Origin of the sequence: Mycoplasmopsis agalactiae PG2 (assembly GCF_000063605.1) — a bacterium.
In the GTDB taxonomy this organism is placed as follows: Bacteria; Bacillota_I; Bacilli_A; order Mycoplasmatales; family Metamycoplasmataceae; genus Mycoplasmopsis; species Mycoplasmopsis agalactiae.
The window spans coordinates 380,728-395,086 of record NC_009497.1; the positions used below are offsets into that span (position 1 = coordinate 380,728).

General features: G+C 27.7%; 12 protein-coding genes and 1 pseudogene. 7 read left to right on the top strand and 6 right to left on the bottom strand.

Annotated features, from left to right (window positions below; all coding sequences use genetic code 4):
- Nucleotide 1 precedes the first annotated feature (1 nt).
- Entirely contained in the window at nucleotides 2-1,366 is a 1,365-nt protein-coding gene (eno, locus tag MAG_RS01665) for a phosphopyruvate hydratase (protein WP_011949494.1), read from the bottom strand.
- Between the two features lie 398 nt (nucleotides 1,367-1,764).
- On the opposite strand from eno, the gene tuf reads away from it, so the two are divergent.
- From tuf to MAG_RS01690, 5 genes are all read left to right on the top strand, one after another.
- Nucleotides 1,765-2,955: an elongation factor Tu gene (gene tuf / locus MAG_RS01670; RefSeq protein ID WP_004024476.1), complete on the top strand. Its 1,191-nt coding sequence runs from the start codon at nucleotides 1,765-1,767 to the stop codon at nucleotides 2,953-2,955.
- A gap of 195 nt (nucleotides 2,956-3,150) precedes the next feature.
- On the top strand, nucleotides 3,151-3,555 hold the full coding sequence (gene tsaE / locus MAG_RS01675; RefSeq protein ID WP_011949495.1) for a tRNA (adenosine(37)-N6)-threonylcarbamoyltransferase complex ATPase subunit type 1 TsaE: 405 nt from the start codon (nucleotides 3,151-3,153) through the stop codon (nucleotides 3,553-3,555).
- Nucleotides 3,555-4,112: a tRNA (adenosine(37)-N6)-threonylcarbamoyltransferase complex dimerization subunit type 1 TsaB gene (gene tsaB, locus MAG_RS01680; RefSeq protein WP_011949496.1), complete on the top strand. Its 558-nt coding sequence runs from the start codon at nucleotides 3,555-3,557 to the stop codon at nucleotides 4,110-4,112. The genes tsaE and tsaB overlap by 1 nt, the downstream gene beginning before the upstream one ends.
- 1 nt (nucleotide 4,113) lies before the next feature.
- Nucleotides 4,114-5,043, top strand: coding sequence for a tRNA (adenosine(37)-N6)-threonylcarbamoyltransferase complex transferase subunit TsaD (gene tsaD / locus MAG_RS01685; RefSeq protein WP_011949497.1), 930 nt, complete (start codon nucleotides 4,114-4,116; stop codon nucleotides 5,041-5,043).
- A gap of 23 nt (nucleotides 5,044-5,066) precedes the next feature.
- Nucleotides 5,067-6,938, top strand: a complete 1,872-nt coding sequence (locus tag MAG_RS01690; protein WP_011949498.1) for an MAG3240 family lipoprotein — start codon at nucleotides 5,067-5,069, stop codon at nucleotides 6,936-6,938.
- A gap of 60 nt (nucleotides 6,939-6,998) precedes the next feature.
- Here MAG_RS01690 and MAG_RS01695 read toward each other — a convergent pair whose 3' ends face one another.
- Nucleotides 6,999-7,370: a PTS transporter subunit EIIB gene (locus tag MAG_RS01695; RefSeq protein WP_011949499.1), complete on the bottom strand. Its 372-nt coding sequence runs from the start codon at nucleotides 7,368-7,370 to the stop codon at nucleotides 6,999-7,001.
- 675 nt (nucleotides 7,371-8,045) lie between these two features.
- On the opposite strand from MAG_RS01695, the gene MAG_RS01700 reads away from it, so the two are divergent.
- Nucleotides 8,046-9,161, top strand: a complete 1,116-nt coding sequence (locus MAG_RS01700; protein ID WP_011949500.1) for a BspA family leucine-rich repeat surface protein — start codon at nucleotides 8,046-8,048, stop codon at nucleotides 9,159-9,161.
- 7 nt (nucleotides 9,162-9,168) lie between these two features.
- Complete coding sequence (locus MAG_RS01705) at nucleotides 9,169-10,197, top strand: BspA family leucine-rich repeat surface protein (RefSeq protein ID WP_232955152.1); 1,029 nt, start codon at nucleotides 9,169-9,171, stop codon at nucleotides 10,195-10,197.
- Here MAG_RS01705 and MAG_RS04570 read toward each other — a convergent pair.
- The 4 genes and pseudogenes from MAG_RS04570 to MAG_RS01725 all read right to left on the bottom strand — a co-directional run.
- Nucleotides 10,197-10,749: pseudogene (locus MAG_RS04570) on the bottom strand (transposase); the annotation flags it as partial. The gene MAG_RS01705 and the pseudogene MAG_RS04570 sit on opposite strands and share 1 nt — an antisense overlap.
- A 225-nt stretch (nucleotides 10,750-10,974) precedes the next feature.
- On the bottom strand, nucleotides 10,975-12,735 hold the full coding sequence (locus tag MAG_RS01715) for a DUF262 domain-containing protein (protein ID WP_011949503.1): 1,761 nt from the start codon (nucleotides 12,733-12,735) through the stop codon (nucleotides 10,975-10,977).
- Nucleotides 12,725-13,156: a hypothetical protein gene (locus MAG_RS01720; RefSeq protein WP_011949504.1), complete on the bottom strand. Its 432-nt coding sequence runs from the start codon at nucleotides 13,154-13,156 to the stop codon at nucleotides 12,725-12,727. The genes MAG_RS01715 and MAG_RS01720 overlap by 11 nt, the downstream gene beginning before the upstream one ends.
- Nucleotides 13,157-13,301: 145 nt before the next feature.
- A complete protein-coding gene (locus MAG_RS01725; RefSeq protein WP_268875872.1) occupies nucleotides 13,302-14,330 on the bottom strand; it encodes a DNA cytosine methyltransferase in 1,029 nt (342 codons plus the stop codon).
- Nucleotides 14,331-14,359 lie beyond the last annotated feature (29 nt).

The window sequence follows — 14,359 nt, forward strand, 5'->3', positions numbered from 1 at the left end:
ATTATTTTATGTTATAAAATGCTTTTATGCCTTCAAATTCAGATTGTTCACCTAACTCTTCTTCAATAACTAGTAATCTGTTATATTTAGCAATTCTATCAGTTCTAGACATTGAACCAGTTTTGATTTGACCTGTATTAAATGCAACAGCTAAATCAGCAATTGTAGTGTCTTCAGTTTCGCCTGAACGATGTGAAACTACACAAGCCATATTTGCCTTTTGAGCCTTGTTTATAGCATCCATTGTTTCAGAAAGGGTTCCAATTTGATTAAGTTTGATTAAAATAGCATTCATTGATTTTTGTTCAATAGCTTTTTCTAATAACTTAGGATTTGTTACAGTTAAATCATCGCCAACTATTTGCACTTTGTGACCATATTTAGCTGTCATTTTAGCAAATCCCTCTCAGTCGCTTTCAGCTAGTCCATCTTCAATAGAAATAATTGGATATTTATCAATTAATTTACCAAAGTATTCAATTAATTCATCACTTGTGTACTCTAACTTAACATCACCTAAGTGTTCAAAACCAGGACGTTTTTCGCTAATGGCTTGTTTAAGCTTTTTAAATGTGTATTTTTTAGTTTTTTCATCATAAAGCTCACTACATGCTGCATCTAATGCAATTGCTATAGCATTTTTACCTTTAGTAGCAGGAGTGTAGCCAGCAATTTTAATCGCTTCAACTAAGTAGTCTAAAACTTCTTCATGACTCTTACAATTTGGTGCAAAACCACCTTCATCACCAACTTGCGTTCCATAGCCAGCTTTTTTAAGCAATTTAGCTAAATTATGGAAAACTTTATTAGCCATTTGCAACGCTTGTCTTAATGATTTAGAACCAACTGGCATAATCATAAATTCTTGAAAATCAACTGTATTAGATGCATGCTCGCCACCATTTAAAACATTTAACATAGGTAATGGAAGCACATGTGCATTAGCACCACCAATATATCTATATAAAGGCATTTCTAGTTCAGCTGCTGCTGCTTTTGCAACTGCTAATGAAACACCTAAAATAGCATTAGCTCCAAGTTTTGACTTAGTTGCTGTGCCATCTAAATCAATCATTATTTTGTCAATTTCTCTCTGATTAAAAACTGATAATCCTTCTAGTTCTAGTGCTATTATTTCATTGACATTGTCAACTGCTGTCATAACACCTTTGCCACCAAATCAGTTATTTTCGTATTTTGTGCCCTTGTCTCTTAATTCTAGTGCTTCTCTACTTCCTGTGCTAGCACCTGAAGGTACATTTGCAACACCAGTAGTTCCATAATCTGTAGTAACTTCCACTTGAATTGTTGGATTGCCACGTGAATCTAATATTTCACGAGCTAAAATTCTCTCTATAATAGGCATTATTCCCCCAAAATAAAATATATTTTTATTATATAACATTTAAAACAGCATTAATTTATGCCAAGATAGCACTAAATCATAAATATGGAAATATAAACATATATAAAACAGGGTGAATAATCATCAAAACAGCTATAAAACAGGGTTATAGGTAAAATTGGTTATAAAAAGAATTGGATTACTAATGAGCAAGAGGTTTTAATAGTATTATTTTTAATGCTCAAATATGATTTTGGCGCCTTGCAATATTTTTAAAATTTTGTTATTTTTTGCTAAAATTTCAATACTATTTTATTATGTATTAGCATTAAAAGTTTGGATAGGACATGGATGAAAGGCCATGCTGAGGTAGGTTTTAGCGCTAAAATTACTCAATATTTTTACGAAAGGATTTTAATATGGCAAAACTAGATTTTGACCGTAGCAAAGAACACGTTAATATTGGAACCATTGGCCACGTTGACCATGGTAAAACAACTTTAACTGCTGCTATTGCGACAGTATTAGCAAAAAAAGGTTTATCAGAAGCTAAATCATATGATGCAATTGACAATGCACCTGAAGAAAAAGCTCGTGGTATAACAATTAATACATCACACATCGAATATAATACAGAAAAACGTCACTATGCACACGTTGACTGTCCTGGTCACGCTGACTACATTAAGAACATGATTACTGGTGCTGCTCAAATGGATGGTTCAATCCTTGTTGTTGCTGCAACAGACGGTGCAATGCCTCAAACAAAAGAACACGTTCTACTTGCAAAACAAGTTGGTGTTCCAAAAATGGTTGTTTTCTTAAACAAATGTGACATGATCAAGCCTGAAGATGCAGAAATGATCGATCTTGTTGAAATGGAAGTTCGTGAATTACTTACAAAATATGGCTTTGATGGTGACAACACTCCATTCGTACGTGGTTCAGCTTTACAAGCTTTACAAGGTAAACCAGAATACGAAGAAAACATTCTTGAATTAATGAATGCAGTTGACACATGAATCGAAACACCTGTTAAAGACTTTGAAAAACCATTCTTAATGGCAGTTGAAGACGTTTTCACAATTTCAGGTCGTGGAACAGTTGCTACAGGTCGTGTTGAACGTGGTAGATTAAGCTTAAACGAAGAAGTTGAAATCGTAGGTCTTAAACCAACAAAGAAAACTGTTGTTACAGGTATTGAAATGTTCAGAAAGAACTTAAAAGAAGCTCAAGCTGGTGACAACGCAGGTTTATTACTTCGTGGTGTTGAAAGATCAGCTATTGAACGTGGACAAGTTCTTGCTAAACCAGGTTCTATTGTTCCTCACGCTGAATTCGAAGCTGCTATTTATGCACTTACAAAAGAAGAAGGTGGCCGTCACACTCCATTCTTTGTTAACTATAAACCACAATTCTACTTCCGTACAACAGACGTTACAGGTGGTCTAGAATTTGAAAAAGGCCGTGAATTCGTTCAACCAGGTGAAAACGTTAACTTAAAAGTTAAACTTATTGCACCTATCGCAGTTGAAGAAGGAACAAAGTTCTCAATCCGTGAAGGCGGTAGAACAGTTGGTTATGGTTCTGTAACCAAAATTCTTAAATAATTTATTTACATAATAAATTAGGCTATTTTATAGGCACATAAGTCAATTTTGTAAATCATATAATATGCTTACTTAACCTATAAAAACAAGAAAAGGCAAAGGTTTCTTTGCTTTTTTTGTTATTTTTTTGCACTTTATATATTTATAAAACTATAATTTAAACACATATATTAAAAAGATTTATAAAAGGTAAATATGCAGCCAAGCAAAATTTTTGTCACAAAAGAGAATCAAAGTCTTACTGAAGTAGCTAATTATGTTTTGAATAATTTAACTAAAAGTAAATTATTACTTTTAAATGGGGAATTAGGTGCTGGCAAGACTACATTATTAAAAGAAATAGCTAAGATAATTGGAATAAAAGAGCCTATCACTTCGCCAACTTTTAACTATATGAAAACATATAATGGGCTAGTTCATATTGATGCATATCATCTTAGTGGCGAGATAGATGAATTTATTGACTATGCTGATGAGAATGATATTATAGCTATTGAATGGCCTTCTAAAATAATTCATTATTATTCAAATTATGTAAGTGTAGACATTGTTTTGGATGAAAAAAATAATCATATTTTTACTATAAAGGTGGTTGAATAATGAAATTATATTTAGACACTGCTAACAATGATTTTGTTTTAGCTACCTTTGATGAAAACTTAAACTTAAAGTATTCTAAAGTTTTGCAAAAGTATCAAAAAAAAGTTGAATTAATACCACTAAGCATTAGCGAAATGCTTAATGAATTGAATGTAAAAATTAGCGATTTTGATGAATTTTATACAAATTTAGGCCCTGGTTATTTTACTGGAGTAAGAATCTCTTTAGTTTATTTAAGAACAATTGCAACAATTAAAAAAATTAAAATTTTTACAGTTAGTACAATGCAAATTCTAAGCCAGCAAAATAAAGGTAAAAATGCATTTTATATAAATGCAAAGGGCGAAAAGTATTTTGAATATTTGGTAAATCAAGAACCATTTGATCCTAGCCAAATAACCTGTAAAACAGGAATAAAAGACAATTATGATAGTGTAAATTATGAGCAGTTTTTAAATAATTTTAATGACTACAAACAATTATTTATTGATTATGATGATTTAAATAAAATTGAGCCTTATTACATAAAAATGCCACAAATAGGAGCTAAAAAATAATATGAAAATATTAGGAATTGAAACTAGTCATGATGATACTTCCATTGCTATTTTAGAAAATAATAAGGTAGTTGCCTTAGAAACAATTAGCCAAGTTGATATTTTTAAGGAATTTGGTGGCACAATTCCTGAAATATCATCAAGAGAACATGTTAAAAACATAAACTTAATTTTAGAGATATTGATCAAAAAACATGATTTATCTACTATAGATTATGTAGCTTATACTAAAGAACCAGGATTAGTTGGAACACTGCAAATTGGATATTTATTCGCTAATGCAGTTTCATTAGCTTACAATAAGCCAATAATTCCTATTAATCACCTAGCCGGACACTTTTATTCATGCGCAATAGATCACGAAATAAATTATCCTTCATTATGTTTATTAGTTTCAGGCGGTCATACTCAATTAATGCTTATTAATAATCCAAATGATTTTCAAATAATAGGTCAAACATTAGATGATGCTGTCGGCGAAGCATTTGATAAAGTTAGTTCAAAATTACAATTAGGATTTCCTGGCGGGCCTATAATTGATAAAATATATAAAAATTATAATGGTGAGTTTATTAAATTCACTGAGCCTCATGCTCCCGGCGAATATAATTTTTCATTTAGTGGGCTTAAGTCACAAGTTATAAATTACTATCATAATAAAATACAAAGAAATGAAGCAATTGATATTAATCAAATTGCTGCTAGTTTTCAAGATTGTGCAGTTAGTTATTTAATTAATCAAACTAAAAAAGCACTTAGAAAATACAATGTTAAGTCACTAGTTTTAGCTGGCGGAGTTAGTGCTAATAGTGAGTTAAGAAAAAGATTTTTAGAAATCAGTAATATTGCCATAATCCCTGATTTAAAGTATGCAACAGACAATGGAGCAATGATTGCTTCATGTGCTTATCAAATGCTAAAAGAAAAGTAAAAGTTCTTGTAGAAAATGTATATATGAGTAAAAAAATAAATTTATTACTGCCAATAACTATTAGCACTCTGCCTGTGCTAATTTCATCATCATGCAATAATGAAGATGACATTTTTAATTTAAAAATAAATTCGGATGTAAAAGCCAGTGACATTTTTTATAAAACCTTTTTGTCGCAATTAAAAACCTATACATTAGATTCACTATTTAATAACTTGCAAGGTGGCATATTGACACTCAATCTTCCTAATAAAGTTGATGAATTTAAGTTAACCAGTAATAAAGATGACATTATTTTTAAGTATAAAAATAAAAAATATTCGTTAAAAAATGTCGCAAGTAAAATAAATGGTTTTGACTTTTCTGAAATTTTAAGACCTTTTACATATGAAAATGAAGATGGTAAATTTATTGTAAAAAGAACCAGAAATATCAATGACAATACTGACATAGATATTTTATTTAAGTTAAAAACAGAAGGTAAATTAGATTATTCCGACTTCTTTGAATACAAAAGTAAAATTTTCCAAAATTACTATAAAAAAGGCATATTGGATGACTTAAGTATCCCTGATTTACAATATATGTTACAAAGTGCTTTCATTAATAGTAATTCACAATTTCCTATACAAGTATTATCAATTAATACAAGGAGCAAGGCATTTTTTAAGTCTAAATTCCAACAAGATATTTTAGAGAAGCGACTTTCAAATGAGTTAAAAATTTATAATTTTACTTCTAATGGGTTAATTTTTGACCATGTAAAATTTAATAATTTAAAAATTGATACTGACACTATTAAACTAAATATTGACCTGCTTGATGCTAATGATAATTCTCTTCTTAGTGATAAGTACAAAAGTTTAGAATTTAAATTAACTAACTTTTCCAAAGGCCAAAGCGATATATATTTTGATTTAAAAACTAAGGCAAAGCTTACTATTGATAATGATGAAGTTAAGTTTAATGAATTAGTCAATAATCCTGAAATTAAATTTAAGCCTAATCCATTATCATACAAAACTATTGATGATTTAATGCACCCTACTAAGGGATATGAAGCATTTAATTTAAATAATACTGAAATGCTACTTAGTGAATTAAAAGATGATATTTTATTATCTAATACACCTGCCGAATTTGACTTTAAAATAGACAAATTCGAAAAAACTAAACTATTAAATAATTCATTATCAATTGGCAAATTAATTATAAATGATGCTAAAACAGGCCAAGAATATAATTGATATTCAATTGATTTTACACCGCACAAACACATTTTTTCAAATGGTTTATATTTAAAAAATGAATTAGGGACAATTAATAAAAATAAAGATACATATTTTAGTTATTCAGTAAATGACAATAACTTTGATAATAAAGGCAATTTAAATATCACACAAGGAATTAAAGCAGCTGACTTTATTGAAAATTCATTTAATGATATTGCAAACTTTTTAATTTATCAAAATAAAGATAACTTATTATTATGACAAAATAATGCTATGTCAAATTTGCCTGTTTTAGAAGTGTTAAAACATAAACACTTTTATGAAAAATGATTATCTATAATATTTTCTCAATATACACTTTTATATAATATTAATAATGATGCTGATGACGATGGTTTAATCAAGAAAGTAGATGTAAAACTTATTGATTCTAATAAATATGAAGCATCAAAACATGGTCTAGGTACTGTTCCTATATCAATCAATTTTATTAATCATAGAAATCAAAAAATGCTACAAACAGATTACCATTACAACTTAATTGGCTTTAAAGGATACGATAAAGGAATAATAGAATCTAAGAAAGCTGAATTAAAAGAAGAATATAAAAGCGATTTACCACTTAAGAATAAAACACTTCCATATTTAATAAGAGTCAAATAAAAAACTTGTTGTTGTGTTACAAGTTTTTTGTTTATAAAGCTGTTTTATAGGGATAGACAGCTATTTTGTAATTTCGCTATTTAACTCTTCTCTTAGTTTTTTGGCATAATCACCAACAACTAGTGAAACATTGTTAGATGAAATCATAATTCCACTAACGTATTTCAATTGTTCTAATTTATCTTTTTGAACAATTGACTTATCATTAATAATTACTTTGATTCTTGATATAGTGTTTGAGACACCAGAAATATTGCTTTTTCCACCCAATAAGTTAATTAACTCAAGCGTATCCATGCTTGAGTCTAATTTATTAATTTTGCCTTTTTTAAGTTTCTTAACTTTTTTATTTTTAACACTTCAGTATACTCAGCAAAATCCCAATGTAAATATTGTTAAAGTAGCTATTTTTCACTTATCGCCTGTTGTCATAACTTAATTTCCTTATAAAATTATTGTTCATTATATTCTGTCTATTAAAAGTTTTAGTAATTTAATTAAAACGAGTCCACACGTTTTAAAGTCAAAAATTTTGATTAATCACTAATTAGCATTTAATTTTCGACCAAAAACACTATTTATAGCCAACATGCAACAAAAGTCTTGTTTTTCTCATCTATATGCTTAATTATTATTATCTATTATTTGTGCCTTATGCGAAGTTAATTTACCTGTCGGGCTGTTTAAGGTTGTATTTTTCAAAGTACTTATAAATTTGACTTTGGTATTTTTTAAGAATTTATATATTTTTAAATTGATAAATTTTCCGAAAATTTATAAAAATTAATTAGTAAAATAAAAAATCATTGAATAAACTAATAGTTCTTTTTTATTAAAAACATATATTGTTTTTTTGAAAATTAAACCAGAGAATTATTGTCAACTACTAATTATAAATTTTTAAATTATTTAGTCAAATATCCCTATTTTATAGGTTTTATGGTCTTATATTATCAAAATATTTTTTATATTAAAATCTTTTTCATAAATGTTATTAAATTCTTTCACAATAATCAATTATTTTAAATGTCAATTATGTTAACAATAAAATATCTACTAACTAATTAATTAAAAAATAGGGGTATTAATGATAAAGAAATTTTCTTTATGGGGGGGGTTTTAATTTCGCTTCCTGTTATTGCAGCTTTATGCAATAACACTCAAAATCAGACGAATAATAATGAAAAGAAAAATCCTGAAAAATTAAATCAGGACAAAAATAAATCAAACGAGATTGCTGTTTTAAAAGTTTGAAATGAAAATTTCAAAGATAAATTAGATAGTGCACAAAGTTATGAAATAATATTAAATAAACTAATCAAATTACTTAATGGTAACAAAGATTTGAAAATATCATTAGCAAACCAAAATGATTTAAAGAAACGATTTTCTAAAGATATTGAAGTGAAATTAACTCAAAAGTTAGCTTTAAAAGTTAATGACAATGACTTATTACTCGAAGCAGGTAAGGTTGCTTATGGTCAGCAAGCAACTAAATATAAAGATCCAAATACTGGTGAAATTAAAGAGACGCTAGAAAAAGATTTAAGCAAGCTTAAGCAATTTGAAAATGTAAAAGAAATCACACAAATTGGATTTTATGATGATGAATGAAACAATTACCTAACCAAACACGGGGTTAAATATAATTACATTCAGATGGTCAAGTTACCTAAAAGCGTCAACAAAGTTCCATCATTACTACCAGAAGAAATCACGGCATTAATTGAAGTTTTTAGTGGTAATACCAATGCAAAAATAGAAGGAATTGAATCTTGGAACACAAAAAATATAATGAATACAAAAGGCTTATTTAATAATGCACAATTATTTGATGGCAACATTTCAAAATGGGATGTTTCAAATGTTACAAATATGCATGATATGTTTAATGGCGCCAAGTCATTTAATCAGGATATAAGCAAATGACAAACTAAAAGCTTAAAATATTTGTATCGCACATTTTCAAGAGCTGAAAAATTCAATCAAGATATTAGTAATTGAGATGTAAGCAATGTTGCTAGATTTAGTAGAGTACTATATGGAGCTAAATCATTTAACCAAGATCTATCAAAATGAGATATTAACATTACTAGGTTAGAAAAATTCCAAGGTGATAAAACTGGATATGATGACTGAAATAAAAGAACTTTAATAGAAAAAGAAAAATCAAAATGACCGTTAAATTTACAAAATGTAAATGCCAGTATTAGAAATAAGTAACAGTATTTTGAATGAAATAAAAAAAATTGAAAAAAAGAATAATGTGCTTAATATAAAAATAAATTCTCAGCAGAAAAATAATAATTTTTATGTTGCAAAGCTTAATAAAATTGAAAAGCATAAAGACAAACTAGTAAAAGTAGAAAAAAGATATAAACTTGCAGAGGCATATAGGCATAAAGCTAAATTAAAGGAATTGCCAATAAAAACAAACAATAAAGTTCATACAGAATTAGAAAATAAATTAAGCAATGTTTCTAACTTAGTTTCAAAATCACAATTGATGTCATTGCAAAATTTAAATAATCTTTTATTAGAAAAACAAAATATACTTGATGAACTAAGTTATAAAACAGTCAAATTGGAAAATGATTGAGAATTAATTCGAGAGAAATTAACTTCATATTGAGGTTATGCAGTAGAACCAAAATATAATGAAAGTAAAACAGAATTAAAGGTAATTGGATGATTTATAGACAAAGATTTTGATATTCAAATTGAACAAATACCACAAAGCGTAAATAAAGTTCCTGCACTACCAGAATATATAGATAGTTTAAAAAATGCTTTTAAAGACAACATAAGTGATGATATTATAGGAATTGAAAATTGAGACACTAAAAATGTTACTGATATGTCAGGTGTATTTTGAGGTGCTAAAAATTTTAATGGCAATATATCAAAATGAGACACATCAAATGTAGAAACAATGAGCTCAATGTTTAACGATGCATCAAAATTTGATAGAGATCTAAGTAACTGAAAGACATCAAATATAACAAATATGCAAAGTATGTTTGCTGATGCCAAGGAATTTAACAATGCGAATAAAAGTCTTAACTGAGACGTTTCAAAAGTAAAGGATATGAAATTTATGTTTTTTGGTGCTAGAAAATTTAATCAAGATATTTCAAATTGAAATGTAAAATCAGTTGAAAATCACAACCATTTCTCTACAAATTCTGGTTTTGCAAATGAAGATAATAAATTGGCACCTAAATTCATAAATATAGGTAGAAGTTTCCTAAAAAAATAACTATATAAGATTTTTTTAATTAGTTCCATACTCTTTTTTGGGAGCTCAGTTTCATACGAAATGTCATTTTTATATGACATTTGTATTTTTTTATATTGCTTAAATATTTTCATTACATCACGATAGGTTTTAGTCTCTAAAATTTTTGAGTCAGCAAATTTATTCTTGATTCTGTTTCCGATTATAAGAGTTAACATATTCAAAAACTCACCGCCATAAACGCTTTAGTCATGATGTTGTCTAACGATTTCTAACTCTAATGATTTTTATAAAAATCGTTAACAAGCTCTATTTCTCATCTTTGCTTGTATAAATTCAACGCATCTTCACAAGTGATATCTTGATCTGAGACATATACATTGTTCCGAATTTGTGCTTAATTTTTTCATATCTTTCAATTGAAATTTTTTTACTTGACATAAAGTCATGTTCTTCTTTTGATGCTTGTTTTAAATTTCTAAAAGCATAGTAATAAAGACCATTGTGAAATATCTTCTTGCATCAGATAGGTTCATCTTTGCTGTTTATTTTATCTTTCATATTGTATGAATCATATGTCAGTTGTATAACTATTATTTCTGCCATTTCTAATCATATATAATTTAAAAGCTTTTCTTTTTTAATTGCAATACCCAAATTTTAACAAAAGGCAACAAAAAGCGCCCCAAGTTAACTTGTGGTGCTTTTTGCTTTGTTAATGAACACTTTTTTGTCCTGGTATAAAACGGTTACTATTCTTTTTTTAGTCTATTTTTAACCTAATGCAACTTGTTATTTTTAGTCACTATTCATTATATCAACAATAACTTCACCTAATTTTTGGGTTCGCTCTTCAATAATTTCAAATGTTCATTGATCGTATTCACAAATATTTTTTAATCCATACTTTTCAAGACCCTTAGCTGTTACTAGTATTGAAGATGATTTCTTATACACTTCATTTACTTTATGCTTAAATGACTTGTTAGATATTTTTATATTTTGCTTATTATTTAAATGAATTAAATTACCAATTTGATCTTTACACTTTGAGTGTCATTGGTTTAAATCTTCCTCTTTATAATCTAAATCATTTTTTCATTCACTTAGATTTTGGGGCATTATGTGCTCAATAGTTCGCATATCAACTTGATTGATGTTCTCGCCAGAGTTTTGATCTAAAGTAACTGTTTCAATAATATCTATAACTGATTTTGACAATCATAACTCACTCTTAGGAGATTTTAGAGACTCTATAAATCTTCAATCGCTTGGAGTCTCATAGTATTCCATTTTGCTTAAATACTCTTTAATCATTCTTGGTGTACATCCACCCTTAATTCGCTTAATGACATTGAAAACTAAATTTGATAACGATTGACCCGTTCCTTCTACAGATATTAATTTTATAATGTGTGATGCTCAGACCTTCATGTATGAATCAATACGTTTATCAGTGGTATCTCATTTATCATTGTGAAATTGTGAAAATCTTGAAAATAATTCAAATATCAAGGGAATGTGAACATTCTTTTGCTCGATTACACGATATCAAAGTCTATTTCCAATATCAGATGGATATTGGTGATGCTTAATTTGCAAATAAAGAATTAAATATTTTTTTAAATCATTAAGAAATTCCTTAAATTGATCTTCATTAGATACTTTATCACTAATTAGCTGTTTGAAGTTCTTATATGTGTTATAACTTTTATACTTCTTAGTATATCCCAATCACTTTGTGTAGTTTTCAATAAACTCTTCAAACTCCTTTCCACGTTTGCTATCTTTTATTTTGCTAGCTCAAGAACCATTTGTTAGCACATTAAACACAATACGATTAAAGTCATTAAGATTTTGTTTAGAATCACTATATTTATTTTGAAGAATAATTGCATTTCGAATTAAATCAAATGATTGTAATGGCGAACCTTTAGAATTTAGATTTTCAAACACCAACATTTCATTTTCTTTTTCAATGTCATATTCTAAAATTCCGAAAATAAACTTATCAAGAAATGTCATTAATATTTCTTTTAATTCGTCATTACTAAAATGGTTACTATTGAAGTAGTCTTCAATTATTTTATAATTCTCATTAATTCTATGATGTTTAAAGGAAATTAGATTTCTATTTTCAGATTTTATAATGTGTCATATATCGTCACGAACGTTTGTTTCAATTTCAAACTGGATATCTAAAACATTGAAGTCATTAAAGAAAATACTATTATTTTCATTTTCATTAATTTTTTTATCTAGATAGTAGATTAAAAGTATTGAAGTTGTGATTCTTTGTTGTCCGTCAATTATTCGATGCTTATTAGAATTATCGTCTTTCTCATCTCTCTTAATACTTTGAGCAATAATGCCAAAATAATGTTGGTTTTGATCATTGTGTCGACTAATTAGGTCATCTAATAAAGGGGTAATCTGTTCATCATCTCACACATATTCTCTTTGATAAAGCGGTATTTCAATAATCTTAAATTCATCTTCGAAAAGTTGCCGAATACTTTTTTGTTTAAATTTAAAGGTTGTTTTGCCCTTATCGCTCATTTTTATTATCCTTTTTTATAAAATTATATTTATCTAGTTTACTAAACACATTTGCTAGTCTTTTAAAATCTTTAGTTGTTTGCTTTTCTCAATCGCTAATTTCTAATTTCAATTTATCAAATTGGGGTTCTTTAGATCTAATACCCCTTAATTCAAAACAAGCATAATTATCTTTATTTATGTAGTTAGCATCTACTAGTAGAGTTATAAACCTGCTTTGTCTTATGATATTAATCTCATCTCTATCTGATTTTTCAAAAATAGTTTCTGTAATGTAGTCATAATCAAACTTAGTTTTCTTAATGTTGTATTTACCAATTGCATGTTCTATAAAGCCAAATGAGAGAAGAACACTTATAAATTGATTATATGTAGATTTACTTTTGAATGAATCAATTTTTTTGTTATTCTCATTGTACAAATTAATAAGATCATCACCATTATCTATACAATAGAAAGAAGATGAATTTCTATAGTTATTGCAAAATCTCTCTCTATATAAGCATTACAATTTGTTCCAATTGTATGAAATACTACATTTTTCAATTTGTCAAATGTATTCATATTTATTCTTCTTTCAAGTTTTCATTAGTATTGCTACTCATTTGAATCTCACTTATGACTTGAAAAATAATTTCAATTGCTTCGACCGAAATAGAATTACCAGCTTGTCTATATAAGGATTCTTTATTTAAAATTCCTTTCTCAATTAAAGGTAAAAGTTTATTAAAATCCTTATCATCAAAGCCCATTAATCTATACGCTTCTCTAGGGCTTATAAATCTATAGTTAGTCTTATGAGTAAAATCATTTTTTAGTTTTATTACTCCTACATTGGGAATTCGATCTTGTTTAGTTGTAAGTGTTGGTATTTCGAAATTATTAGTTTCATTAATAATTCTTACGCTATCGATCATCTTAATCCTTGAAGGAGTGTGATTGATTAAGCAGCTAAGATTTTCCTCGTTCGAAGGAAATTTTTTAAATATATCATCAAACTTCTTTCTTTTTTTATCTAAAGACAACTTTTTACTAGATGTGATTTTATCGATATAGCATTTAAATTCAAAATCGTTACTAAACGGGGTTCTTAGATTCTTAAGTACAGAAACTGCAAAGACTCGTCTACGATGCTGAATTGAACCACAATCAATTGAATTTAGAATAATCGTAAATGTTTTGTAACCTAATTCACTAAGTTTATTTTTTCAATGCTCATACTCGTCTTTAAATTTGTTTGATAGAAGGTTAGGTACATTTTCCATTAGCAAATATTTCGGTTTATAGGGGGATTCATTTAATATCCGATATATCTGCCAAACTAAATTAGACTTTGATTCCTCATTATTGATTCCTTTTGCTCTACCCATGTTTGCAATGCTTAATCCTTGACATGGAAACGAGTAAGTAATTAGGTCTATTTTTAGTTTTTTTATAATTGCAGGATCGAGACAATTGATGTCTACTTGATTGTTATCTAATAAAACTGAAGCAGCAAGTAACCTTTTAAATTCAATATCTTTTCTTTTAATTAAAGAAACAGTTTTTGAATTCAAAGAAAAATAGTATTTTTCTAGAAATCTGTTAACATCCATCTCACTAACTATCTTATATTTCTCTAAGA